At 73.7% G+C, this 23,028-nt stretch carries 22 protein-coding genes, 2 tRNA genes and 1 riboswitch; of the genes, 19 read left to right on the top strand and 5 right to left on the bottom strand.

Translation table 11 applies throughout. The features are described from left to right. Positions 1–328 precede the first annotated feature (328 nt). The 9 genes from ACH4E7_RS31665 (at position 329) to ACH4E7_RS31625 (ending at position 10,665) form a co-directional block, all read left to right on the top strand. Complete coding sequence (locus ACH4E7_RS31665) at positions 329–1,756, top strand: MFS transporter (protein WP_396252592.1); 1,428 nt, start codon at positions 329–331, stop codon at positions 1,754–1,756. Between the two features lie 93 nt (positions 1,757–1,849). Continuing rightward, positions 1,850–1,911, top strand: a tRNA-Ser gene (locus ACH4E7_RS31660). Positions 1,912–2,340: 429 nt separating this feature from the next. Continuing rightward, entirely contained in the window at positions 2,341–3,918 is a 1,578-nt protein-coding gene (locus tag ACH4E7_RS31655; protein ID WP_396252591.1) for a TROVE domain-containing protein, read from the top strand. Positions 3,919–4,291: 373 nt separating this feature from the next. Continuing rightward, positions 4,292–5,527: an L-2-hydroxyglutarate oxidase gene (gene lhgO / locus ACH4E7_RS31650; RefSeq protein ID WP_396252590.1), complete on the top strand. Its 1,236-nt coding sequence runs from the start codon at positions 4,292–4,294 to the stop codon at positions 5,525–5,527. 148 nt (positions 5,528–5,675) lie between these two features. Continuing rightward, positions 5,676–6,461 carry a tRNA (guanosine(46)-N7)-methyltransferase TrmB gene (gene trmB / locus ACH4E7_RS31645; protein ID WP_396252603.1) on the top strand — a complete coding sequence of 262 codons (786 nt, stop codon included), beginning with the start codon at positions 5,676–5,678 and terminating at the stop codon, positions 6,459–6,461. Positions 6,462–6,577: 116 nt separating this feature from the next. Then, positions 6,578–7,894, top strand: coding sequence for a PrsW family intramembrane metalloprotease (locus tag ACH4E7_RS31640; RefSeq protein ID WP_396252589.1), 1,317 nt, complete (start codon positions 6,578–6,580; stop codon positions 7,892–7,894). A gap of 72 nt (positions 7,895–7,966) precedes the next feature. Further along, positions 7,967–8,040: transfer RNA gene (locus tag ACH4E7_RS31635), tRNA-Met, on the top strand. A gap of 198 nt (positions 8,041–8,238) precedes the next feature. Next, the gene (locus ACH4E7_RS31630) at positions 8,239–9,072 is read left to right on the top strand and encodes a hypothetical protein (protein ID WP_396252588.1); all 834 of its coding nucleotides are present in this window, start codon (positions 8,239–8,241) and stop codon (positions 9,070–9,072) included. 414 nt (positions 9,073–9,486) lie between these two features. Further along, on the top strand, positions 9,487–10,665 hold the full coding sequence (locus ACH4E7_RS31625) for a hypothetical protein (RefSeq protein ID WP_396252587.1): 1,179 nt from the start codon (positions 9,487–9,489) through the stop codon (positions 10,663–10,665). Here the strand turns inward: ACH4E7_RS31625 and ACH4E7_RS31620 are convergent. From ACH4E7_RS31620 to ACH4E7_RS31605, 4 genes are all read right to left on the bottom strand, one after another. Next, positions 10,662–11,105, bottom strand: a complete 444-nt coding sequence (locus ACH4E7_RS31620) for a GNAT family N-acetyltransferase (RefSeq protein ID WP_396252586.1) — start codon at positions 11,103–11,105, stop codon at positions 10,662–10,664. The genes ACH4E7_RS31625 and ACH4E7_RS31620 overlap by 4 nt on opposite strands. A 35-nt stretch (positions 11,106–11,140) precedes the next feature. Next, positions 11,141–11,680: a hypothetical protein gene (locus tag ACH4E7_RS31615; protein ID WP_396252585.1), complete on the bottom strand. Its 540-nt coding sequence runs from the start codon at positions 11,678–11,680 to the stop codon at positions 11,141–11,143. Between the two features lie 92 nt (positions 11,681–11,772). Next, the gene (locus ACH4E7_RS31610) at positions 11,773–12,516 is read right to left on the bottom strand and encodes a sensor domain-containing protein (protein ID WP_396252584.1); all 744 of its coding nucleotides are present in this window, start codon (positions 12,514–12,516) and stop codon (positions 11,773–11,775) included. A 143-nt stretch (positions 12,517–12,659) separates the two neighbouring features. Continuing rightward, positions 12,660–13,238, bottom strand: a complete 579-nt coding sequence (locus ACH4E7_RS31605) for a GNAT family N-acetyltransferase (protein ID WP_396252583.1) — start codon at positions 13,236–13,238, stop codon at positions 12,660–12,662. Between the two features lie 43 nt (positions 13,239–13,281). On the opposite strand from ACH4E7_RS31605, the gene ACH4E7_RS31600 reads away from it, so the two are divergent. Further along, entirely contained in the window at positions 13,282–14,154 is an 873-nt protein-coding gene (locus ACH4E7_RS31600) for a hypothetical protein (RefSeq protein WP_396252582.1), read from the top strand. Between the two features lie 95 nt (positions 14,155–14,249). On the opposite strand, the gene ACH4E7_RS31595 is transcribed toward ACH4E7_RS31600, so the two are convergent. Beyond that, entirely contained in the window at positions 14,250–15,092 is an 843-nt protein-coding gene (locus ACH4E7_RS31595) for a M23 family metallopeptidase (protein WP_396252581.1), read from the bottom strand. A gap of 12 nt (positions 15,093–15,104) precedes the next feature. Beyond that, positions 15,105–15,263, bottom strand: a riboswitch (cyclic di-AMP (ydaO/yuaA leader). Between the two features lie 196 nt (positions 15,264–15,459). On the opposite strand from ACH4E7_RS31595, the gene ACH4E7_RS31590 reads away from it, so the two are divergent. The 9 genes from ACH4E7_RS31590 to ACH4E7_RS31550 all read left to right on the top strand — a co-directional run bounded on the left by ACH4E7_RS31590 (position 15,460) and on the right by ACH4E7_RS31550 (position 22,994). Further along, positions 15,460–15,750, top strand: coding sequence for a YiaA/YiaB family inner membrane protein (locus ACH4E7_RS31590; RefSeq protein WP_396252580.1), 291 nt, complete (start codon positions 15,460–15,462; stop codon positions 15,748–15,750). 95 nt (positions 15,751–15,845) lie between these two features. Further along, positions 15,846–16,670: an alpha/beta fold hydrolase gene (locus tag ACH4E7_RS31585; RefSeq protein ID WP_396252579.1), complete on the top strand. Its 825-nt coding sequence runs from the start codon at positions 15,846–15,848 to the stop codon at positions 16,668–16,670. Between the two features lie 56 nt (positions 16,671–16,726). Then, positions 16,727–17,302: a TetR/AcrR family transcriptional regulator gene (locus tag ACH4E7_RS31580; RefSeq protein WP_396252578.1), complete on the top strand. Its 576-nt coding sequence runs from the start codon at positions 16,727–16,729 to the stop codon at positions 17,300–17,302. A 488-nt stretch (positions 17,303–17,790) separates the two neighbouring features. After that, entirely contained in the window at positions 17,791–19,083 is a 1,293-nt protein-coding gene (locus ACH4E7_RS31575) for an ATP-binding protein (protein WP_396252602.1), read from the top strand. Then, positions 19,067–19,480, top strand: coding sequence for a roadblock/LC7 domain-containing protein (locus ACH4E7_RS31570; protein WP_396252577.1), 414 nt, complete (start codon positions 19,067–19,069; stop codon positions 19,478–19,480). Before ACH4E7_RS31575 ends, ACH4E7_RS31570 begins: the two co-directional genes overlap by 17 nt. Beyond that, positions 19,477–19,824 carry a DUF742 domain-containing protein gene (locus ACH4E7_RS31565; protein ID WP_396252576.1) on the top strand — a complete coding sequence of 116 codons (348 nt, stop codon included), beginning with the start codon at positions 19,477–19,479 and terminating at the stop codon, positions 19,822–19,824. The genes ACH4E7_RS31570 and ACH4E7_RS31565 overlap by 4 nt, the downstream gene beginning before the upstream one ends. Then, complete coding sequence (locus ACH4E7_RS31560; protein ID WP_396252575.1) at positions 19,802–20,419, top strand: GTP-binding protein; 618 nt, start codon at positions 19,802–19,804, stop codon at positions 20,417–20,419. Before ACH4E7_RS31565 ends, ACH4E7_RS31560 begins: the two co-directional genes overlap by 23 nt. Further along, entirely contained in the window at positions 20,416–21,915 is a 1,500-nt protein-coding gene (locus ACH4E7_RS31555) for a cytochrome P450 (protein WP_396252574.1), read from the top strand. Before ACH4E7_RS31560 ends, ACH4E7_RS31555 begins: the two co-directional genes overlap by 4 nt. Continuing rightward, positions 21,879–22,994: a cytochrome P450 gene (locus ACH4E7_RS31550; protein ID WP_396252573.1), complete on the top strand. Its 1,116-nt coding sequence runs from the start codon at positions 21,879–21,881 to the stop codon at positions 22,992–22,994. Before ACH4E7_RS31555 ends, ACH4E7_RS31550 begins: the two co-directional genes overlap by 37 nt. The last annotated feature ends 34 nt before the right edge of the window (positions 22,995–23,028 follow it).

Below are 23,028 nucleotides of genomic sequence, written 5' to 3'. Positions count from 1 at the left end.
CCCCCGGCCCGCCGGGTCCTCGACGGCGGGCCGACCCACGACCACCAGCGAATCGCCGAGCAGCCGGTCGGGCCAGGGGGCACGGCCGGGCGCACATGAACACGGGACCGGAGCACGACGCTCCGGCGCGCGGCGCGGTCGATCCGCTCCGGGTGGTCCGGACCAACCCCCGCGAGGGCCCGACGCGGCACCGCCGGGTGCGCGATCCCGCCATCCGGAATGCGGCCTCTTAACCGTCGGAACGCGTCCGACTACTCTAGGTACAGCAGCTACGGCCCGGTGCCGCCCGGGCCCCGCGCACAAGGCCGCAGGAGGTGCCGCCGCCACCATGACCGTCAGCCCACGTGGACCGAACGAACGGCTCGGCACGCTCCTGACCCTCGCCCAGATCAGCAACGCCGGACTCGCCCGCCGGGTCAACGACCTAGGCGCCCAACGCGGGTTGACGCTGCGGTACGACAAGACCTCGGTGGCCCGCTGGGTCAGCAAGGGCATGGTCCCGCAGGGGCCCGTCCCGCACCTGATCGCCACCGCCATCGGCGGAAAGCTCGGCCGGCCCGTCCCGCTGGAGGAGATCGGCCTGGGCGACACCGACCCGGCGCCCGAACTCGGCCTGGCCTTCCCTCGCGACGTCGCCGACGCCGTCCGCTCCGCCACCGACCTGTTCCGGGTCGACCTGGACCTGCGCCGGGGCCCCGGCGGGGGCCGCTGGAGCGACAGCCTGGCCGGTACCTTCTCGGTCGCCGCGTACGCAACGCCCGTCTCCCGCTGGCTGATCAACCCGGCGGACGGCTCGGTGGCGCGCGAGGTGCCGCGGTCCCCGAGCGAGAGCTCCTCCTACCGGGTCGGCCAGTCGGACGCCGCCAAGCTCCGCGAGGCCGCCCAGGAGGCCCGCCGCTGGGACTCCAAGTACGGCGGCGGGGACTGGCGTTCGTCGATGGTGCCGGAGTGCCTGCGGGTGGAGGCGGCGCCGTTGCTGCTCGCCTCGTACAGCGACGCGGTCGGCCGGGCCCTGTTCGGCGCGACGGCCGAACTGACCAGGCTGGCCGGATGGATGGCCTTCGACACCGGGCAGCACGAGGCCGCGCAGCGCTACTACATCCAGGCCCTGCGGCTCGCCCGGGCCGCCGCCGACGTGCCGCTCGGCGGGTACGTGCTCGCCTCGATGAGTCTGCAGGCCGGCTACCGGGGCTTCGCCGAGGAGGCCGTCGACCTCGCCCAGGCCGCCCTGGAGCGCAACCGGGGCCTGGCCACCGCCCGGACCATGAGCTTCTTCCACCTGGTGGAGGCACGGGCCCAGGCCAAGGCCCGCAATGCGGCGGCGTGCGCGACGGCGCTCGGCGCGGCGGAGAGCGCACTCGAACGAGCGCGCGCCGGGGACCCCGATCCGGCGTGGATCGACTTCTACGCCTACGACCGGCTCGCCGCCGACGCCGCCGAGTGCTTCCGCGACCTCGGGGTGCCCTCCAAGGTCCGGCAGTTCACCCGCGAGGCGCTGGCCAAGCCCACCGAGGGGTTCGTCCGCTCGCACGGCCTGCGGCTGGTGGTCTCGGCGATGGCCGAGGCGGAGGCGGGCGACCTGGACGCCGCGGTCGCCGCCGGCGAGCGCGCCGTCGAGGTGGCCGGCCGGATCTCCTCGCAGCGCAGCCGGGAGTACGTGGTGGAGATGCTGCGGCGGCTGGAGCCGTTCCAGGGCGAGCGCCGGGTCCGGGAACTGACCGAGCGGGCCCGGGCGGTGATCGTCGCCCCGGCGTGAATCGCGGGACTTCCCCCGCGATGCGCGGGACCTGACGATAAATGGGATGCACCGGCGGGAGGGGCCTCGCTAAGGTCTCTCTCGTCCAGGTGCGCAGGCAGAGGTTACTTCCACTCTTAATGGGCGTGTCGCGGGTTCGAATCCCGCCGCCGGCACTCGTGCCGGTGTAGCTCAGTCGGGCAGAGCAGCTTCGTCACCTCAGCCGACATCGAACTCTGGACACCTAAACGTGAATAGAATTCCGCACCTCCCGGTGCGACGGCAGCGGTTACTTCTGGTAAGCGCCGGTATTCCGGCGTAGCGGTTCGAGCCCGCGAAACACCGCCGCCAACCTGATCTCGGGAGGCATCGCGCTTCGGAGTGCCCGGTGCGCAGGCGGGGGTTACTTCGGATCTTGCGGTTCCGGGTTCAAGTCCCGGGCGTGCCGTGCGCGAGTGCGGCCGCTAGCTCAATTCGGAAGAGCACAAGGCATATACACCTCCGCCGACGGCGGCCGTCCAACGGCCGTCATGATCTCGGGCACCCCTCACCGCGTCATGCCTCCCTCCCGTCGAAACCACCAGCAGACCGAGGGGGGCTGTTGCATGTCCAGGTTCAACGTCCGTAAGGCCAAGGCGGGTCCGAGCTCGCCGGTGACCACGACCGGGCAGCGCGGCCGCACCCCCGAGGGCGGCTTCGGCTACGTCCGGGACCGCAAGTCCGAACTCTTCCTCCTGTCGATCGCCAACATGGTCGGCCAGGACACCTTCTACGAGCGCGGCGGCGGCCGCGACGACCGCTACACCGCGCTGGTGCGCGAACTCGCCGTCGCCGAGCCGGAGTGGACCCTCGGGCTGCTGCGCTGGCTGCGGTACGGGGCGCAGATGCGCACCGCCGCGCTGGTCGGCGCCGCCGAGTTCACCCGGGCCCGGCTGGACGCGGGCGCCCACGGCTACTCCCGGCAGGCCGTCGACGCGGTGCTGCGGCGCGCCGACGAACCCGGCGAGCTGCTCGCGTACTGGACCTCGCGCTACGGCCGGGCGCTGCCCAAGCCGCTCAAGCGCGGCGTCGCGGACGCGGTGCGGCGGCTGTACGACGCGCGCTCGCTGCTCAAGTACGACACCGCGTCCAAGGGTTACCGCTTCGGTGACGTCCTGGATCTGACCCACCCGACGCCGGACCCGGACAAGCCCTGGCAGGGCGCGCTGTTCGCCCATGCCCTGGACCGCCGGCACCGGCCGGAGGAGGCCGTCCCGCCCGCGGCCGTCCCGCTGCTGACCGCCAACCGCGAGCTGCTCGCACTGCCGGTCGAGGAGCGCCGGGCGACGGTGACCGCCGAGGGCGGCGCCGAACGGCTGGCCGCCGCCGGGCTGACCTGGGAGGCGCTGGCCGGCTGGCTGCAGGGGCCGCTGGACGCTGCGGCCTGGGAGGCGATCATCCCCTCCATGGGCCCGATGGCGCTGGTGCGGAACCTGCGCAACTTCGACAAGGCGGGGGTGTCGGACCCGGTCGCGGCCGAGGTGGCCCGGCGGATCTCCGACCCGGGCGAGGTGCGGCGCTCGCGCCAGTTCCCGTTCCGCTACCTGGCGGCGTACCGGCACGCGCCCTCGCTGCGGTGGGGGCACGCGCTGGAGACCGCGCTCGGCCACTCGCTCGCCAACGTGCCCGAGCTGTCCGGCCGGACGCTGATCCTGGTCGACCGCTCCGGCTCGATGTTCGACCGGCCCAGCGCGCAGACCCAGCTCAATCGGGCGGACTCGGCGGCGATCTTCGGCACCGCGTTGAAGGTCCGGGCGGCCGAGGCCGACCTGGTCGAGTTCGGCACCACCAGCCGGGTGATCGAGGTCGGCCGGGGTGAAGCGGTGCTGCGGGTGCTGGATCGTTTCAGCAGCCTCGGCGGCACCAACACCGCCGAGGCCGTCCGCAGCCACTACCGGAGCCACGACCGGGTGGTGATCGTCACCGACGAGCAGACCGGCTTCGGCTACCGGGGCAGCGACCCGCTCTCCGTCATCCCGGCCGGCATCCCGATCTACACCTGGAACCTGGCCGGCTACGAGCACGGCCACGGCCCCAGCGGCGGCGCCAACCGGCACACCTTCGGTGGCCTGAGCGACGCGGCCTTCCGGCTGATCCCGCTACTGGAGGCGGGGACGAACGCCGGGTGGCCCTGGGAGGTGTAGCGGGGGGTGGCGCGTGAGGTCGGGGGGCCGAACGCGTCATGCCACGGCAGGGGCAGCGGCGGCGCGCGGGGTCGGGGGAGCCGGCGCGCCGCGCTGCGGCCGGGTGGGGAGACCGGCCGCGGCTACCCGAGGCGGAGCCACCCGGGGGAGGCTCCGCCGACACCCGAGGTGGGCGGCGACACACCGCCGCCCACCTCGGCGTGCCACGACGCGAACCGACGGTGACCACGCACCCGCGCGGCGGAGCCTTCACGGGCCGACCGGCGCGCCGGGAGGCGGCACCGCCGAGCACTCCACGCACCCTCGACGCCCACCCGCCCCCGTGGCAGCATCGGCGGCAGACGGGGGCCGGGCGGCAGACGAGGAGCGCGACGTGGCGGGCGAGTTCGATGTCGTGGTCGTGGGTGGCGGGATCGTCGGCCTTGCCACGGCCCATGCGCTGACCCGGGCGGAACCCGGCCTGCGCATCGCCGTACTGGAGAAGGAGCCCGGCTTCGCGGCCCACCAGACCGGTCGCAACAGTGGGGTGATCCACAGCGGCGTCTACTACCGCCCCGGTTCGTACAAGGCCCGGTTCGCCGTCGCGGGTGCCGCCGAGCTGGTGGCGTTCTGCCGCGAGCACGGCATCCCGTACGAGGTGACCGGCAAGCTGATCGTGGCCACCGACGCCGCCGAGCTGCCCCGGCTGGCGGCGCTGGCCGAGCGGGGGCGGGCGAACGGCATCCCGGTCACCGAGCTGGACCGGGCCGGGATCGCCCGGTACGAGCCGGAGGTCACCGGGCGGGCCGGGCTGCACGTCGGCACCACCGGCATCTGCGACTTCCCGGCCGTCGCGACGACGTACGCCCGGCTGGCCCGGGAGGCCGGTGCCGAGCTGCGGCCCGGCACCGAGGTGCGGACGGTGGCCAGGCGGAGGGACGGCGTGACGGTCGGCACCGCCGACGGGGAGCTGCGGGCCCGGGTGCTGGTGAACTGCGCCGGGCTGCACAGCGACCGGATCGCCCGGCTGGCCGGGGACGACCCCGGGGTGCGGATCGTTCCGTTCCGCGGCGAGTACTACGAACTGGCCGAGAAACGGCGGGACTTGGTGCGCGGCCTGGTCTACCCGGTGCCCGACCCGGCCTTCCCCTTCCTCGGCGTGCACCTCACCCGGGGCATCCACGGCGACATCCACGTCGGCCCGAACGCGGTGCCCGCGCTGGCCCGCGAGGGCTACGACTGGCGCACCGTGCACCCCCGCGACCTGGTCGACACCCTCGCCTTCCCCGGCACCTGGCGGATCCTGCGACGGCACTGGCGCTACGAGGTCGGCGAGCTGCACCGCTCGCTGTCCAAGCGGGCGTTCACCACCGCCGTCCAGCGCCTGCTGCCCGCCGTGACCGCCGCCGACCTGGTGCCCACCACCGCCGGGGTACGCGCCCAGGCGGTGGCCCGGGACGGCTCCCTGCTGGACGACTTCGCCTTCGCCGGCTTCGACCCCGCGGACCCGCGCTCCCCGCGCCGTACCGTGCACGTGCTGAACGCCCCCTCCCCCGCCGCCACGGCCTCGCTGCCGATCGGCCGCGAGGTGGCCCGCCGGGCGCTGGCCGCGCTGGAGGCGGGCGGCTGAGCGGCGCCGGCGGCGGACGGCTGAGCCGCGCGACCGGGACCGGGATGAGCCGCGTCACACACCCCGACGGCCGCCGCGGGCGGCCCCGTAGACTCGGGGGATTGTGACTGCCACCGCCCCGATCCCCCAGCAATCGCCGTCCGCCCGGATGTCCGCCGCGCCGGCCGCCTATCCCGCGCCGATGTACCCGCACAAGGCCACCGAGGCCCAGCACCGCGAGCGTCGCATCCGCAGCTTCCAGCCGCGCCGGGGCCGGATGACCAACGCCCAGGCGGGCGCCCTGGACCGCAGCTGGGAGACGTACGGCGTCCCGATCGACGGCAGCCCGCTGGACCTGCGGGAGCTGTTCGACGGCCTGCCGGTCACCCTGGAGATCGGCTTCGGCATGGGCGAGACCACCGCCGCGATGGCCGCCGCCGACCCGTCGACGGGCATCCTCGCCGCCGACGTGCACACCCCGGGCCACGGCAACCTGCTCGGCCTGCTGGAGCGCGACGGTTCGCAGAACGTCCGGCTGGCCGCCGGCGACGCCGTCATCCTGCTGCGCGACATGCTGCCGGACGCCTCGCTGGCCGGACTGCGGGTCTACTTCGCCGACCCGTGGCCCAAGCCCAAGCACCACAAGCGCCGGCTGATCCAGCCGTCCTTCCTCGACCTCGTGCTGCCCCGGCTCGCCTCCGGCGCGTTGGTGCACTGCGCGACCGACTGGGAGCCGTACGCGGAGCAGATGCTGGCCGTGCTGTCCGCCTCGCCGGAGCTGGAGAACCTGCACCCCGAGGGTGACGGCACCGGCTGGCTGGAGCCCGCGGACCACCCGGACGGCAGCATCCCCGGCTACGCACCGCGACCGGACTGGCGGCCCGTCACCAAGTTCGAGCGGGCCGGGATCGCCAAGGGCCACGTGGTCCACGACCTGCTGTTCCGCCGCCGCTGAGCCGTCGGCCGCCGTTCGAACAGGCGGCGGCCCGCTGAGCGGACGGTCGTACACCCGACGAACGACTCGTCCCGAGTCCTCCCGACGGGCGGCCGCCGTGGCCTACCCTGTGCCGCATGGGCAGCCCGTCCGGCGGCGGGTTCCGGACGCCCGTCCGTGCCACCGCCGACGAACCGGGGACGGTCCCGCGCCCCGGCGACACCCGGACCATCCCGGGGCCCCGGACGCGCCGGGCCCACCGGTTGCTGCCCCGGCCGGGCGGCACCCTGCCGCCCACCGCTCCCGCGGTGACGGGCGCGCCCGAACCAGCGCCGGGCCGCGGCCGCTCGATGGCGCTCTCCTCGGTCACCGCGACCACCGTCCTGATCCTGATCGGCTGCGGGGCGCTGATCCTGCACCTGGTCCAGCGGCAGACCGGCACGGTCGGGCTGCTGGTCGGTCTGGGCCTGGCGATGGTGCCGCTGCCCTTCGTGCTCGGCGCCCTGGCCTGGCTCAACCTCACCGCCCGGGTGCCGCTGCGGCACACCGTGTTCTGCTTCGGCTGGGGCGCCTGCGCGGCCACCACGGTCGCGATCCTCGCCAACAACTGGACCGCCGACTACCTGACCGCGCACCCGGGCGCGCTCGGTGAGCTGCTCGGCGCCGGGATCGCCGCCCCGCTGATCGAGGAGAGCGCCAAGGCCACCGCCCTGATGGTGCTGCTCCTGCCGCTCGGCCAGCGGCTGCGCTGCCGCGGCCGCCGCACCGGACGCCCCTGCGCGCCGCTGCTGCACCGGTCGCCCACGCCCCGGCGCCCACGCCCGTACCAGCGCCGCCCGGCCGGACCGCACGCCCGGGGCCGGCTGCGGCTGCGACCGTACCTGCGGCCGCTGCCGTACCTGTGCCCCGCGCCGCCCTCCGGCGGCACCCCGCACCGCCGCTCCCGGCCGCGCACCCTGGCCGCCGGGGTGGTGCTCGGCGGGATGACGGCCTGCGGCTTCGCCTTCGTCGAGAACGCCCTCTACCTGGGCCGGGCCTTCACCGCCGACCAGCGGAACCGGCTGGACAGCATCGGCCTGGGCGATCGGCCCAGCCTGCGCGACTTCGACAGCACCGTGCAGACCTTCGTGCTGCGCGCCCTGCTCTCCCCCTTCGCCCACCCGCTGTTCACCGCGCTCACCGGGATCGGCCTGGCCGTCGCCCTCACCACCGGGCGGCGCTGGCTGGCCCGGCTGGCCGCACCGGCCGGGCTGGTGCTGGCGATCGTGCTGCACGGCACCTGGAACGCCGCCGCCGACCTGGGGACGGACGGGTTCCTGGTGGTCTACGGGGCGCTGATGGTGCCCTGCTTCGTGGCGCTGGTCTGCTTCGCGGCCTGGGCGAGGTCCCGGGCGGCCCGGCAGGCCGCCCGGCACGGACAGCGGCCGGCGCGGCGTTCCGTCGGGGCCTCCTGAGAGCCCTGGCGAGGGCGCCCGAAGAACCGATTTCCCATCTCGGCGACTTCCACGTATTGTTGTGTTCACCGACGCGGGGTGGAGCAGCTCGGTAGCTCGCTGGGCTCATAACCCAGAGGTCGCAGGTTCAAATCCTGTCCCCGCTACTCAGTAGCCGAAAGGCCCGGAGGATTCTTCCTCCGGGCCTTTCGCGGTGCTCGGGCACGGGCAGAGCACGTTCCCGCCACGAACCTGTAACGGGGGCGGATTCCAAGATCTGCTGTCCGGGGTCTCCCTCATACTGCTGAGGAAAAATTCATCCAGTTGGGGGCGGCAGGGCCGTGCCCCGGGACAGGAACCACCTCATGCTGTCGAAGCGCCTGGTCAGCACCGCCGCGATCTGCCTTCTCCTCGGAGCGGGCACCGCCGCCTGCGGCGACGACAAGGACAAGAGCGCGGACAAGGCGGCCGCGCCCGCGACCACCGCCGCGGCGGCCGCGACTCCGACCGCTACGCCGACGCCGACCCCCACCGTGGCGAAGCTGGACACCGACAAGCTGACCGCGCAGGAGATCGAGAAGCAGGCCAAGGACGCCCTGGCCAACGCCGCCTCGCTCAAGGTCGCCGGGACGATGTCGACCGAGGACGGCGCGATGACGATCCAGCTCGCGATGGACCGCCAGGGCCAGTGCCAGGGCAAGATGGGCATGCCCGGCATGGGCTCCTACGAGATCATCAGCGACGGCAAGCAGTACTTCATCAAGCCGGACGCGCAGTTCTGGAAGACCTTCGGCGGCCCGAAGGGCGAGGCCGTCGCCGAGCTGTTCAAGGGCCGCTACCTGACCGGCTTCCAGGACGACCCGAAGATGAAGAGCCTGTCCGAGCTCTGCAACCTCTCCGTGGCGAGCAAGGAGATGCTGACCGACGACTCCTCCGGCACCCCCGCCAAGGGCAGCGCCGGGACCATCAACGGCATCAAGACCTTCAGCCTCAAGGAGACCGACGACAAGGGCGAGGAGTCGCTGCTCCACGTCGCCACCGAGGGCAAGTTCTACCCGGTCCGGCTGGAGAAGAAGGGCGGCAAGGACGCCGGCCAGATCGACTTCACCGACTTCGACAAGCCGTTCACCGTCCAGTTGCCCTCGCCGGACAACGTGATCGACTACACCAAGTTCCAGGACAAGCTGAAGAGCGCCTGAGCGGAAGACCGCCCGAGCGACGGACGCCGAATTAATCCGTTGCCCTCCCGACGGTGGCCTGCCTATGGTGGGCCCACACTGAAAGGAGGTGATCCTGAATTGAGTTCCATCAGGATGCGTGAGGTGGCTGCTCGCTAGAGCCGCCCCTGCCTGCGCAGGGTGAGGCCCCTGGCCTCCGGCAGGCGAAATCCACAGCAGTCACCCGGCCCGCAGGCTCACCGGTACATCCCCGGTGCCTCGGCGCCAGGCCAGTGCACGGGCCGGCGTCGAAGGAGCAGCCTGCGGGCCGTCTGCGTTTTCGGGAGCCCTTCCCGTCGTAGCCGCAGCGCCCCCGGGCCGTTCCCGTGGTGGGGCCGCGGCGCTAGAGTCGGCGCGGACTCCGGAGCGGAGCGGCTCGGACACTGGGGGTGGGCGATGGCGAGGGCGCGGCGGGTCGGCACGTCGACGCTGCGGACGGCGCAGTGGGCGGCCGCCGGGGTGCTGGCGGGGACGGGACTGCTCGGGCTGCTGCTGTTCGCGCTCGGCCGGGAGCAGGCCTGGCAGGCGCTCGGCGGCGGGCTGGTGGTGGCCGGGGCCTCGACGGCGCTCGGCGGTGCGCTGGGCTTCCTGTTCGGGGTGCCCCGGGTGAAGGGCGGCTCCGGCGAGCCGCAGGGCTCGTACGTACCGAACACCAATCTGGAGCAGGTCTCGGACTGGCTGACCAAGGTGCTGCTGGGCGTCGGGCTGACCCAGCTCGGCTCGCTCGGCGAGCGGCTGCACCAGGTCGGTACGGCGCTGGCGCCCGCGCTCGGCGGGGCGGACGCGGCGGTGCCGTTCGCGGCCGCGCTGGTGCTCTACTTCCTGGTCCTCGGTTTCCTGGCCGGCTGGCTGGTGACCCGACTCGCCCTGCCGCAGGTGCTGACCGACGCGGACCAGGCGCTGGACCTCTTCCTGGCGGGGCAGGACCGCGACCGGCACGGCGACAAGGTGGGCGCGGACGACCTGCGGGTGCGCGCGATGCAGCACCTCGGGCTGCTCGGCGGCAGCGCGGAGCGGCCCGCCGCACTGGCCGCGCAGCTGCCACCCTCCTCGAACTCCCCCGCCGGGCCGGAGGGCGTGGTCGCCGAGGTGCGCTCCACCGCGAAGCGCTCGGCGCTGACCGCCGACCAGGTGCGGGAGCTGTTCACGGACGGCTCCGAGGGCCGCCGGATCCAGGCGCTCGCGCTGATGCAGGGCGACCCGTCGCTGGCGGACCTGCCGAGCGTGCTGGACGCGATCGAGCACCCGCGCTCGGGCTTCGAGCAGTACCACGCCCTGCTGGCCGCCCGGGGCCTGCTCTCCCGGCTGCCCGGCGCCGAGGCGCAGCGGCTGCGGGACGCGGTGGCGGCGCAGCTGGTGGACCCGCGGGGGATTCCGTACGGGTCGGACCGCAGCTGGCTGGCGGAGAAGATACTGTCCCGGCTGCAGGCGGCGGCCTTCGTCCCGGCGCAGCCGGTGCCGTCGGCCCCGCCGGTGGAGCAGTCGGCTCAGCCCGCTCCGTCGGTACCGTCGGCTCCGTCAGTACCGTCCGCTCCGTCAGTACCGTCCGCTCCGACGACCGGCGACGACTCCTAGACGGTGAAGCGCAGTTCGGGCTGCTCCCAGGGGGTCTTGACCTGCGGCGGGCGGGTGCCGGTGCGTTCGGCGCCCATCTGCAGGTAGAAGCCCTCGGCGGGCGGGTGGGAGACGACCTTGACCGCCTCGATCCCGGCCGCGCGGGCACGGCCCAGCATGTCGGCGATCAACTGCCGCCCGATGCCCAGCCCTTGGGCCTCGTCGGCGACGAACATCAGATCCAGCTCGGCCGGTTCGCGGATCAGCGCGTAGAAGCCCAGCAGCCGGTCGCCGGTGCCCACGGCCATCCGCACCTCGTGGCACTCGACGTAGTCGGGCGCCACGACATAGCCGTCGATCATCGCGAAGTACGCGCCGCGGTAGGCACTGGAAGCCTGGATCAGTGCGGTGAGCCGGTCGGCGTCGGCCGGGCGGGCGGGCCGGATCGTGGTCTCGCTCATGCGGTGAGTATAGGACCACTCATGGACAGTGACCATTACTTACCGGTTCCTCGGCGACGGTGGTCGGCGGCCCGCAGCACCAGGACCCGGCAGAGTTCGGGGTAGGCGAAGAGCAGGTAGCCGCTCAGGGTGAGGCCGAAGGTGTCGTCGGCGAAGGGCAGTCGGGGCAGCGCGGCGGCCACGTACCGTTGCGGGTGGGCGGCCGAATCGGCGGTGAACAGCCGGCGGGCACGGTCCCAGCTGCGCAGGTAGCTCTCGGTCCGGCAACGGCCGAGCGCGGGGTACAGCCGTGGGCGGGCGGCCATCGCGACGGCCATCGAGTCCCGGGCGGCCAGGGCGTGGGCCGCGACCTCGGGCAGCGGAAGGGCGTACGCCGGGTCGGCGGCGATCACCCGGCAGCCCAGCTCGCGCGCTTCGGCGGCCAGGCCCGCCGCACCACCCGGGCAGTCCAGCAGCGGCCCGGGCAGGGCGGCGAGCTGAGCCCGGGTGAGGCCGAAGAGCGCGCAGTACTCGTCCAGCGGACGGGAGGTGACCAGGACGTCGGGGTAGGGCGCGGGGGTGCGTGCGGCGGCCACCCGGCCGTCCGAACACGGGCCGGCCCCGTCCGCATCCGGAGCGCGGGCGGGGCCGGGGCAGTGCCTGGGCGGGGCCTGGACGGCGAGCGGTCTCAGCGGCCGAGCAGGCCCAGGGCGGCGGCCCGGTTGACGTTGGTCACGCCGCGGACCAGCTGCGCGGTGAGGAAGACCAGCAGCAGTCCGACCGCGGAGAACGCGGCGATCTGCCAGATGCCCTCGACGTAGTAGACGTGCCGGACGTGGTCGCTGTCGGTGAAGTCGAACAGCCGGTAGCCGCGCCAGTCGGTGAAGGTCGGGAAGACCCAGTGGTAGAGCGGGTAGAGCGTCATCGTCCAGCCGAGCAGCAGGAACACCAGCGTCATGGAGAAGCTGAACACCGCCCAGGGGAACATCACCAGCTGGTGGAGCACGGCCTTCCAGCCCGCCACGTCCGCCAGCCGCGCGGTGATCGCGCCCCAGTTGCCCGACCGGACCCGGCGCACCGGCGCCGGGCCGGGCACATCCACGCCGAGCAGGCCGCGCACCCGCGCCCGCTCCAGCCGGCCGAAGCCGCGGGCGACGGTGGTCAGACCCGCCAGCACCGGCAGGCCGAGGACCGTGATGAAGGTGCCGAGGCCGAAACAGAACATGGTGATCGCGACGGTGAAGCCGGCGATCGCCACCGGCAGACCGGTGAGCGCGTAGCCGATCTCCCGGTAGTAGTACGCGGAGAACGGCGACCGCCAGAAGGACGGCGGCTGCTCCGTCCGGCGGGCCCGGGCGGGGCGCGGGCCGTCGTCGCCGTAACCGCCCAGAACGTCCCACTCCTGGTCCAACATGCTTCGGCTGCTGCTCATCTCCCGGCCCCCGGCCCCTCTATCTCGCGGTCGTTCGTGCTCGCTGACGTCCTTCAGTCTGGTCGAACCGCAACTCGGGCGGCATCCGGGGGACCGGCGGATCGGGGGTGGGGTTAACCCCCCGCTCCGGTCCGCTTCCGGGGTCAGGACGGCGCCGAAGGACCGGGCCACTCATCGACGAGCAGCGAGTACAGGTACGAGTCCGACCAGACGCCCCCCTTGTACAGGTCGTGCCGCACCCGCCCCTCCAGCTGGAAGCCGAGCTTGGTGAGCACCTTGGCCGAGGCCGGGTTGTCCACGTCGACCCGGGCGGCCAGCCGGTGCAGCCCGAGCGGGCCGAAGGCGAGCTCGCAGAGCAGCCCGGCGATCTCGCCCGCGTAGCCGCGGCCCCACACCTCGCGGCCCAGCACGTAGCCGAGGTAGGCGGAGCGGTACGTGCCGAGGGTGAGGCTGGCGTGGGCGATCGGCACCGCGTCCGCCGGGTCCTCGGCGTCCTCCCGCCGACAGACGGCGAGCCGGTAGGTGTCCCGCTCCTCGGCCATCGCCTCCTCCAGGTAGAGCTCGATCTGGTCGGCGCAGGTCTCGCGGTCCCGCGGTTCGAAGGGCAGGTAGCGGGTCACCTCCGGGTCGCTGAACAGCGCGTACAGCGCGTCCACGTCCTCCGGGGTGTGGTGGTACTCGCGGATGGCGAGCCGGGGGCCGGTGAGTCGTACGGGGACCATGGCTGCCGACCCTACCCGCGCCCGGCGGGCTACCGTTCGGAACATGAACGACGAAGACCTGCGGCTCGCCCCGCGCACCCGGGCCGCCGACCTGCTCGCCTGGGCGGCCGAGCAGGACCGCGCGCCGGTGGCCGAGGCGCCGCTGCGCACGGTGCTGGCGCTGCTGGAACTGGGCGACGGCAGGATGCACGACGGTTGGCCCGAACTGACCTCCGACGCGGTGGAGCACCTGCTGTACGAGCGGCTCCACCTCTACGTCCAACCCACACCGGACGAGGACCCGCTCGCGTACGGCGACGCCGTACGGCTGCTGATCGACCACCAACGGGCGGCGAAGCGGCTCAACGCCAAGCGCCAGGAGCGGCTGCACGCCGAGGCCGAGTGGCAGGGCGAGGTCGCGGCCGGGCTGCTGCGCCGCGCCGACCTGCTCACCTGGCCCCGGCTGTACGCCGTACTGCTGCACGCCCACGGGGTGGACACCGCGGACCAGGCGGCGGTCCGGGACTGGCTGGCCGGCTTCGCCGAACTCGGCGAGGAGGAGCGGCTGGCCGCGTACGAGGCACTGGTGCCGGCCGGCTGGCTGGACGAACCGGACGAGCTGGGCTGGGGGCCGGGCCGGTTGCTGTCGGTCGGCATGGCCACCGACGGCGCGCGGCTGCTGCTGGAGCAGGGTCTGATGCGGCGCAGCTACCGCAACCTGGCCGAGCTGAACGCGCTGGGGCGGCCGATGCCGGACGAACTGGCCGGGGACTTCGGGGAGTTCGAGGCGGCGGCGGCCGAGGTCGCGCTCGACCTGTTCGGCGAGTGGACGGTGCCCGGGCTGGCGCGGCTGCTGGTGGAGGAGTTCCCGGAGCTGGCGCCGGAGCCGGGGCAGGAGGAGATCGACGCGTACCTGGCGCAGGTGCCCGCGGAGTGATGCCGGCGCGGTGAACGCCCGAGGGCCCCGGATGTCCGGGGCCCTCGGGCGTTGCGTCAGGGGTTCTTCTCGGGGGTTCCCGCCAGGGGTTCCCGTCAGGGGTTGAGGCCGCGCTGCTGGAGCCAGGTCTCCGGGTCGACCGGGGCGCCGCCGCCGGGGCGCACCTCCAGGTGCAGGTGCGGACCGGTGACGTTGCCGGTCGCGCCGACCTTGCCGATCTGCTGGCCGGAGCCGACCTGGCCGGCGCCCTTGATGATCGAGGAGAGGTGGCAGTACCAGATCTCGGTGCCGTCGGGCAGGGTCTCGACGATCCGGTAGCCGTACGCGCCGGACCAGCCCGCCGAGGTGATGGTGCCCTGGCCGACCGCGTAGACCGGGGTGCCGGTGTCGGCGGCGAAGTCCAGGCCGGTGTGCAGGTGGGCCCAGTAGCGGGCGCTCTGGCCGTAGTGGGCGGAGAGGTTGTAGTCCTTCACCGGCAGGGTGAGGGCGGCGGCCTTGGCGCGCTCGGCCTCGTCGGCGGCGCGCTTGGCCTCGGCCTCCTTGACGGCGGCCTTCGCCTCGGCCTCCTGCGCGGCCTGCAGGCGGGCGCCCTCCTCGGCGGCGGTGCGCTGGCCGTCGGCCTGCTGCTGGATGCGGGCGGCGAGCGCGAGGCCGGGGTCGGCGGCCAGGGCGACCGGGGTCTCGTCCGGGGCCTCGATGGCGGGCGCGGCGGCCGGGGTCGCGGAGGCGAAGCCGGTGGCGCCCAGGGTGGCGGCGACGGCGGTGACGCCGAGCAGCGGGGAGGCCCCGCGGGTCTGACGCGGCATCCGGTGGCGGTTGGCCTCGGCCTCCGGGGCGAAGGGATCGGCAGAGTCGGTGCCGTCCGGGCCGGGGTGGTCGAGGAGCTGGGTACCGGCTGCAGGGCCGTCCGGGTGTGCCGGGGTGTGCGTCGACGCCACGGAGGCGCGCTCCTTTCCTTCCTTCGCGCCTACCGGGTTAGCTGACGGGTTCGGAGCAGGAAGGTCTCCTACGGCCGGGCCGGAGCCCCGCCGATTCACCCCAAGGAACGTGGTTCCCCGGCTCCCTGACCTGCCCGGAGGCCGGCCGGCGGGATTAGGCGACGGCGCACGGTGCCGTCTGGGTACGGCGTTGACGACCGCGCTGCGTTATCAAACGTTAATCCCAGGCCGCCCCGATTCCAAGCCATCCGCCCGGGACGGCTGAGGGGCAGGTGATCGGACGTCAACGAACCACCCGCCATTCTCCCGGCCCATCTGAGTACTCCTACTCATGTGCAGCCACGGCGCGCGGCCACATCCTGGCGCCATGAGCGCACCGATGCAGACACGCACCACGGCCGCGTACTACATCCAGGCCGTCCTCTCCTTCACCATCTCCGGCTCGGCCCTCGCCGCCGGGATCGCCTACCTGCCCGTCGGCGGGTGGACCCGGGCCTTCCTCGGGATCGGCCTCCTCTACACCGTCACCTCCGCGTTCACGCTGGCCAAGGTGATCCGGGACCGGCAGGAGTCGTCGGACACCGTCGCCCGGGTCGACCAGGCCCGACTGGAGAAGCTGCTCAGCGAACACGATCCGTTCAGGGTCGAGGGGGGCTGAGCCCCCGGGAATCGAGGAGTCGGAAGGGTTGACGGCTAAGGCTATTAGCCATAGCTTTATGGCTATCGGCAGCAGCGACCCCGTGGAGGCCCACCGTGAGCGGCACCATCACCCCGAGCACCCAGCACCTCGACGTCCCCGGCGGCCGGATCGCCTTCGACGACACCCGGCAGGGCGACGGCACCCCCGTCGTCCTGCTCCCCGGAATGCTCGACAGCCGCCGGGCCTACCGGCACCTGCACCCGCTGCTCACCGCGGCCGGGCGCCGGGTCATCACCATGGACGTGCGCGGCTTCGGCGAGTCCTCGATCGCCTGGAACGACTACAGCCCGGCCGCCGTCGCCACCGACGTCCTCGCCCTGCTCGACCACCTCGGCATCGAGCGGGCCGTCCTGGTCGGGCAGTCCTACACCGGCGCGACGGTCGTCAAGCTCGCCGGGGACGCGCCCCAGCGGGTCGCCGGGATCGCGCTGATCGACGCCTTCGTCGAGTACCGGGCCAGCGCCCTGATGCAGGGCGTCGCGTCCGTGATGGGCGGCGCGATGGTCCGCTGGCCCGCCGTCTGGGGCTTCTACCTGCGCAAGATGGCCTTCCCGGGACCCCGCCCCGCCGATCTCGACGACTACGTGGCCGGACTGGTCGCCGACCTGCGCACCCCCGGGCGCAAGACCGCCACCCGCGGACACGTCACCGGGGACTCCGCGCCGATCGGCTGGTGCGCGGCCGTCCGCTGCCCCTCGCTCGTCCTGATGGGCGGCAAGGACCCCGACTTCCCGAACCCGGAGGCCGTCGCCGACCGGCAGGCCGAGGCGCTCGGCACCCGGAAGGTGATGATCGAAGGGTCCGGCCACTACCCGATGGCCGACAACCCGCAGGCCGTCGCGGACGCCCTGCTGCCCTTCCTCGCCGAACTCGCCTGAACCCGCCGCACTCGCATCCGCCCCCGCATCCGCATCCGTACGGAGAACCCCGCCCCATGCCCCGTGTAGGACTGACCCCCGACCAGGTCGTCGACCACGCCCTCGCCCTCATCGACGAGCAGGGCACCGAGGCCCTCACCCTGGCCTCCGTCGCCGCCCGCGCGGGGGTGGCCACCCCCTCCCTGTACAAGCACGTCAGCGGCGGCCTCAGCGAACTGCGCCGGCTGATCGCCGTCCGGGTCACCGAGGAACTGGCCGACCGGCTCGCCGGCGCCGCGGTCGGCCGCAGCGGCGACGACGCCGTCACCGCCGTCCTGCGCGCCTACCAGACCTACGCCACCGAACACCCGCACCGCTACACCGCCCTCCCCCAGGCGCCCCAACCCGACGACGACCTCACCCGCGCGGCCACCCGCCTCGTCGGCGTCATCATCGCCGTCCTCCGCTCCTACGGCCTCGACGGCCCCGAAGCCATCCACGCCGCCCGCACCGTCCGCTCCCTCGCGCACGGCTTCGCCTCGCTCTCCATCACCGGCGCCTTCCAACTCGCCGAAGACCTCACCACCAGCCACGACCGCCTCATCACCACCCTCACCACCGGCCTCCACACCTGGCCGAAGGGGGAGGAGTAGGAAGTCGGGCCCATCGACCTCCTCCGTGGAAGGGTTCTGGATCCACCGCACCGGCAGCCCCACCCGCACGGGAAGTCGGACCGGCCGACTTCCGGCGCCGCCCAGCGGCCGGAGCGGGCACGGCGAGAAATGGACGGGCCGGCATCGCATGCACGAGAAATCGGACCGGCCGCGACCTGAACGTGACCGAGCGGCGGTTCCGGCCAGGCGACGCGGCGCTGCCGCTCCCGCACCGCTCCCCGCCCGTTCCGCAACACCGTGCACACATGTCCCACACAACCCGGAACGCGATTCAGCCATCACCCGTCACATCGACGTGGACCGAAAGACCCTGGACGAACGATCGGAGACCTCGTCGGACTCGCGGGATCGGGGTCGAACGACACAGGGCTGGCAGCGTATTGACTCAATATTGACGAGATCCGGTCACATGGCGAGATCCGTTCACACCTTCGTAGGATCATCACCCTAGAATTCGCCGCGTGACGATGACTCAGTGGTCCGTAACGGCAACCGGCGTACTCGCCGTCCTCGCCCTCGTGGCCGCCGCGCGGTACCGCGCCGTGTCCGTCACCCAGCGCGGCCGGGCCGACCGACTGCAGGACGAACTCACCCGGCTCCAGGACCAGCTGACCGCCGAACTCTCCCGCCGCGGCGCCGACCTGGCCGCCGTCCAGCAGGAGCAGGAGCTCACCGCCTCCACCCAGCGGGCCTTCCTCAGCGTCGCCCGCCGGATCCTCGTCATGGCCCACGACCAGCAGGCCCTGCTCGACGAGATGGAGCGCACCCACGACGACCCGGCGCTACTGGAAGGCCTGCTCAAGGCCGACCACGCCGCCGCCCAACAGGCCCGGCTGGCCCAGACCCTGGCCGTCCTGTGCGGCGCGCGGGCCGGCCGGCACTGGCCGGAGCCGGTCCCCCTGGAGGACGTGGTGCGCGGCGCCCAGTCGCGCATCCTGCCGTTCCAGCGGGTGGCGGTCCGCAGCCGGATCGAGACCGCGGTGGTCGGCGCCGCCGCCGAGGCGCTGATCCACGCCGTCGCCGAACTGCTGGACAACGCCACCCGCTACTCCCCGCCCAGCACCCAGGTGTTCGTCACGCTGATGCCGGTGCACAACGGCGCGGTGATCGAGATCGACGACGGCGGCGTCGGCATGCCCGAACAGGCCGTCGCCAAGGCCGCCGCCGCGCTCTCCGGGGGCAGCACCCTGGAGGTCTCCCGGCTCGGCGAGGTCCCGCAGCTGGGCCTGGCCGCGGTCGGCCGGCTCGCCGAGCAGTACGGCTTCCGGGTCACCCTCAGCTCGGCGCCCTCACCGTACGGCGGCGTGCGCGTCGTCGTCCTGCTGCCGAACGCCCTGCTCACCGAACCGCTGCCGCCCACCGTCCCCGGCCTCGGACCGGACGACCGGGCGTTCAATCCCGACCCCCGGCCGACCTTCCCCACCGGTCACCCGACGACCGGTCACCCGATGGTGGAGACCCCACCCACCGGTCGACCCTCGACCGGCGACACCCCGCCGCCGCTGCCCCGCCGGAGCCACCGGCGCGACCGCGCGAACCGGACCGCCCAACACGCCGCTCCCCCACCGCCCCCCGCCCCGCCGTACCGCTCGGCCCGGGACGCGCAGGCGTTCATGGCGATGTTCCAGGCCGGGACCGCCAGCGGCCGATCGGCCGCCCGGGCCCAGGCCCAGACCCCACCCCGACCCACCGACCTTTCCTCCCCTGCTTCCCCCCGACTTCCCCAGCCCTCCGGAGAGTTCCATGACCACCACCCCTGATCTCGGCTGGCTGCTGGCCGACATCATCGCCGTCCCGCACGTCCAGCACGCCGTCGTCGTCTCCAACGACGGCCTGGAGATCGGCCGCAGCACCGACATCCCCCGCGAGGACGCCGAACGGCTCGCCGCCGCCTGCTCCGGACTGCAGTCGCTGGCCCGCGGCGTCGCGGCGGGCTTCGGCGGACCGGGCAGCGCCACCCGCCAGATCATCATCGAGTACGGCGGCGGCTACCTCTTCATCGTCGCCGCCGGAGCCGGCGCCCACCTGGCCGTGGTGACCGGCGAGGCGGTGGACGCCGGACTGGTCGCGTACCAGATGCAGGTCCTGGTCGAGCGGATCGGAACCCACCTCACCAGCCCGCCGCGGGTCGACCACGCGGCGGGGGGCCACCGGTGAGCGGGCCCGTCCGGCCCTACGTCATCACCGCCGGGCGCAGCCGCCCAACCCGGGCCGACCTGGCCATCGAGAGCCTGGTCAGCGCGTTATCCGAGCCCCCGGAACCGCCCGAGCACGTCCTGCTCAACCGGGAGCACCGGCGCATCCTCGGGCTCTGCCACAGCCTGCTCTCCGTCGCCGAGGTGGCGGCCCACCTGGGGCTGCCGCTCGGCGTCGTCAAGGTGCTGGTCGGCGACCTCTGGGACCTAGGCGCCGTGCAGGTGCTCCCGCCCGTCCCGCAGGCCGAACGCCTGCCCACAACCCTCCTGGAAGAGGTGCTCGTTGGCCTCCGCCAACTCCGCTGACACCCACGTCCCCGAGCCGACGTACCTGCCGTCCTCGGTGCAGGGTGCGGTGAAGATCCTGGTCACCGGCCCGTTCGGGGTCGGCAAGACCACCCTGGTCGGCTCGCTCAGCGAGATCACCCCGCTGCGCACCGAGGAGACCATGACCGCCGCCAGCAGCGGCGTGGACGACCTGACCGGGCGCGGCGGCAAGACCACCACCACGGTCGCGCTGGACTTCGGCCGGATCACGCTCAACTCCCGGCTCGCGCTGTACCTGTTCGGTACGCCCGGGCAGCAGCGGTTCTGGCCGCTCTGGGACGACCTGTCGCGCGGCGCGCTCGGCGCCATCGCGATGGTCGACCTGCGGCGGCCTGACGAGAGCTTCGACGTGCTCGGCCGCCTGGAGGAGCAGCGCATCCCCTTCGCGGTGGCGGTCAACACCTTCCCGGACACCCCGAGTTACCCCGAGGAGGAGCTGCGCTCGGCGCTGGACCTGCTGCCCGAGGTGCCGATCCTGCACTGCGACGCGCGCGACCGGCGGCAGTCGTACGACCTGCTGATCGACTTCGTGGACCACCTGCACCGCAGCTCGCTCCTGGAGCTGCAGCGATGACCGTTCCCGAGCCCCCACAGGCCGCCGGCTGTCCGGTCGCGCACGGCGGGGCCTCCTACGGCGCGGCCCCGTACGGCGGCGGGCTGCCGGTCGGCGTGCCGCTGACCCCGCTGTACGGGCAGGCCGTCGCCGACGACCCGCGCGGCCTGTACGCCCGGCTGCGCGAGCGGTACGGGCCGGTCGCGCCGATCGAGCTGGAGCCCGGCGTGGAGGCCTGGCTCGTCCTCGGCTACGGGGAGCTGCTCGAACTCACCCGCAACGAGGCCCTGTTCTCCAAGGACTCACGGCACTGGCGGGTGCCCGCCGAGGGCCGGCTCGCCCCCGACTCGCGGCTGCAGCCGATGACCGCCTGGCGGCCCACCCTGCTCAACCTGGACGGCGCCGAGCACCAGCGGCTGCGCGCCGCCGTCTCGGACACCCTGGCCCAGATCGACCACCGGCAGCTGCGCGAGACCACCGAGGCCGCCGCCGACGGCCTGATCGACAGCTGGGGCCCGGACGGCACCGCCGACCTGATCGGCCAGTACGCCCGGGCGCTGCCGCTGCTGGTCTCCACCCAGCTGGTCGGCCTGCCCACCGGGGCCGGGCCGCGGATGGTCGAGCTGATCAGCCACTTCGTCGACAGCGGGCCCGAATCGGTGCGCGCCGCCGGGGAGTTCCAGGCGATCCTGACCGACCTGGTGCGCAGCCGCCGCTCCGCGCCCAGTGCCGACCTCACCTCCTGGCTGCTCGCCCATCCGGCCGGACTGACCGACGAGGAGACGGTGCACCACCTGGTGGTGCTGATGGTCGCGGGCAACGAGACCTGCATCAACTGGATCGGCAACACCCTGCGGCTGCTGCTGACCGACCGGCGCTTCCGGGCCACCCTCACCGGCGGACGGCTGACCGTCTCCGACGCACTGGAGGAGGTGCTCTGGCGCGACCCGCCGACGCAGAACTTCCCCGGCCGCTGGGCCACCGGCGACACCGTGCTCGGCGGCCAGTACATCAGCGCCGGCGACATGCTGGTGCTCGGCCTGGCCGCGGCCAACGCCGATCCGGCCGCCCAGGGCGCCGCCTCCGCCGCGCAGGGCTCGCTCGGCGGCAACCGGGCGCACCTCGCCTGGGGCGCGGGCCGGCACGTCTGCCCGGCCCAGCACCCGGCCCGGATCATCGTCGAGACCGCCGTCGAGACCCTGCTGCACCGCCTTCCGGACCTCCAACTCGCCGTCCCGCCGGGCGAGCTGGCCTGGCGGCCGTCCCCGTGGTCGCGGGCGCTGGTCGCCCTGCCGGTGCTGTACAGCGCCTTCACCCCGCCCCGCCCGCCAGCCCCCGAGAGGCCCGCATGGACACCACCGCAGACTCCCCCGGAGCCCGCCCCGAGCCCGTCCGTCCCGAGCCCGTCCGGCTCGACCCCTACGGACGCGACCAGCACGGCGAGAACGCCCGGCTCCGGGCAGCCGGTCCAGCGGTCCTGGTGGAACTCCCTGGTGGGGTGGTGGTCTGGGCGGTAACCCACCACGACACCCTGCAGTCGCTGCTGGCCGATCCGCGGGTCGGCAAGAACGCCGGGCTGTGGACGACCTTCCGGGAGGGGCGGCTGCCGCAGGGGTGGCCGCTGCTCAACTTCGTCACCGTGCCCGGCATGGTCACCGCCGACGGCGAGGACCACCGGCGGCTGCGCGGGTTGGTCAGCCAGGCCTTCACCCCGCGCCGAATAGCCGCGCTGGCGCCCGCGATCGGGGCCCGGGCGGTCGCCCTGCTCGACTCGGTCGCCGAAGTGGCGAAGCTGGAGGGCGAGTTCGACCTGCGCGAGCACTTCGCCTACCCGCTGCCGATGCAGGTGATCGGCGAGCTGCTCGGCCTGGCGGTGGAGCAGCAGGACGAACTGCACGCGCTCTCCGACACCCTGGTCTCCAGCTCGGCCACCCCGGCGGCGGCCGTCGCCGCGCAGCGGGACCTGAACGCGCTGCTGGCCTCGGTGGTGGCGGCCAAGCGGGCCGAGCCCGCCGACGACCTGACCACCGACCTGATCGCCGCCCGGGAGGCCGGGGAGGGGCTCAGCGAGGCCGAACTCGTCGGCACCCTGCTGCTGATGCTGGTCGCCGGGCACGAGACCACGCTCAACCTGATCACCAACGCGGTGCGGGCCCTGCTCGCCCACCCCGACCAGCTGCGGCTGGTCCTGGACGGCGCGCAGCCGTGGTCGGCGGTGGTGGAGGAGACGCTGCGCTACGACTCGCCGGTCGGCCAGTTCCCGCTGCGCTACGCGATCGAGGACATCGAGGTCGGCGACGTGGTGATCCGTCGCGGGGAGGCGCTGCTCGCCTCGTACGCGGCGGCCGGGCGCGACGCCGGGCACTACCCGGACGCCGACCGCTTCGACCTGACCCGGCAGCCGGCCCGGCACCTGTCGCTCGGCCACGGCCCGCACTTCTGCCTGGGCTCGGGGCTGGCCCGGCTGGAGGCGGAGACGGCGCTGCGGCACCTGTTCGGGCGGTTCCCGGACCTGGCCCTGGCGGAGGGCGGACGGCCGGAGCCGATCGGTTCGTTCGTGAGCAACAGCGTGCGGACCCTGCGGGTGACGGTCTGAGGCAGTCCGAGGGGTGACGGTCCGGGCCGGCCGG

The sequence above is a fragment of the Kitasatospora sp. NPDC018058 genome, from assembly GCF_044327205.1.
Lineage (GTDB): Bacteria > Actinomycetota > Actinomycetes > Streptomycetales > Streptomycetaceae > Kitasatospora.
Note: the sequence above shows the minus strand (reverse complement) of the source record. Positions and strands in the feature narration are given on the sequence as shown.

Coding starts and splice junctions, on each gene's coding strand:
- ACH4E7_RS31555 (WP_396252574.1), top strand. CDS start 20,416: ATGACCGTTCCCGAGCCCCCACAGGCCGCCGGCTGTCCGGTCGCGCAC.
- ACH4E7_RS31575 (WP_396252602.1), top strand. CDS start 17,791: ATGACTCAGTGGTCCGTAACGGCAACCGGCGTACTCGCCGTCCTCGCC.
- ACH4E7_RS31630 (WP_396252588.1), top strand. CDS start 8,239: ATGCTGTCGAAGCGCCTGGTCAGCACCGCCGCGATCTGCCTTCTCCTC.
- ACH4E7_RS31580 (WP_396252578.1), top strand. CDS start 16,727: ATGCCCCGTGTAGGACTGACCCCCGACCAGGTCGTCGACCACGCCCTC.
- ACH4E7_RS31625 (WP_396252587.1), top strand. CDS start 9,487: ATGGCGAGGGCGCGGCGGGTCGGCACGTCGACGCTGCGGACGGCGCAG.
- ACH4E7_RS31640 (WP_396252589.1), top strand. CDS start 6,578: ATGGGCAGCCCGTCCGGCGGCGGGTTCCGGACGCCCGTCCGTGCCACC.
- ACH4E7_RS31610 (WP_396252584.1), bottom strand. CDS start 12,516: ATGAGCAGCAGCCGAAGCATGTTGGACCAGGAGTGGGACGTTCTGGGC.
- ACH4E7_RS31605 (WP_396252583.1), bottom strand. CDS start 13,238: ATGGTCCCCGTACGACTCACCGGCCCCCGGCTCGCCATCCGCGAGTAC.
- ACH4E7_RS31600 (WP_396252582.1), top strand. CDS start 13,282: ATGAACGACGAAGACCTGCGGCTCGCCCCGCGCACCCGGGCCGCCGAC.
- ACH4E7_RS31620 (WP_396252586.1), bottom strand. CDS start 11,105: ATGAGCGAGACCACGATCCGGCCCGCCCGCCCGGCCGACGCCGACCGG.
- ACH4E7_RS31590 (WP_396252580.1), top strand. CDS start 15,460: ATGAGCGCACCGATGCAGACACGCACCACGGCCGCGTACTACATCCAG.
- trmB (WP_396252603.1), top strand. CDS start 5,676: ATGTCCGCCGCGCCGGCCGCCTATCCCGCGCCGATGTACCCGCACAAG.
- ACH4E7_RS31655 (WP_396252591.1), top strand. CDS start 2,341: ATGTCCAGGTTCAACGTCCGTAAGGCCAAGGCGGGTCCGAGCTCGCCG.
- ACH4E7_RS31665 (WP_396252592.1), top strand. CDS start 329: ATGACCGTCAGCCCACGTGGACCGAACGAACGGCTCGGCACGCTCCTG.
- ACH4E7_RS31570 (WP_396252577.1), top strand. CDS start 19,067: ATGACCACCACCCCTGATCTCGGCTGGCTGCTGGCCGACATCATCGCC.